General features: G+C 37.4%; 1 rRNA gene. It reads left to right on the top strand.

The window, feature by feature from the left end:
* Positions 1–95: ribosomal RNA gene (gene rrf / locus BTM19_RS12895) — 5S ribosomal RNA — on the top strand; the annotation flags it as partial.
* Positions 96–305 lie beyond the last annotated feature (210 nt).

Below are 305 nucleotides of genomic sequence, written 5' to 3' on the forward strand. Positions count from 1 at the left end.
GGTCACACCTGTTCCCATGCCGAACACAGAAGTTAAGCTCTTTAGCGCCGATGGTAGTCGGACTTACGTTCCGCAAGAGTAGGACGTTGCCAGGCAATTCCATATTGACCCTTGGGTCGTTTTTTTATGGAAGTTTTACCAAAAAAATAATTTTAAAAATCTTCTTGACTTTCTGAGTCAAAGAGAGTAAAATTGTTTCTTGTGATTGAAGAAATGAACATTGAAAACTGAATTGCAATATGTCAACGTTAATTCCGAACGCAACATTAAATTGTTGGTTCAAAACAAGTGTTAGAGATAACACA

Source organism: Staphylococcus xylosus, assembly GCF_002732165.1.
Lineage (GTDB): Bacteria > Bacillota > Bacilli > Staphylococcales > Staphylococcaceae > Staphylococcus > Staphylococcus xylosus.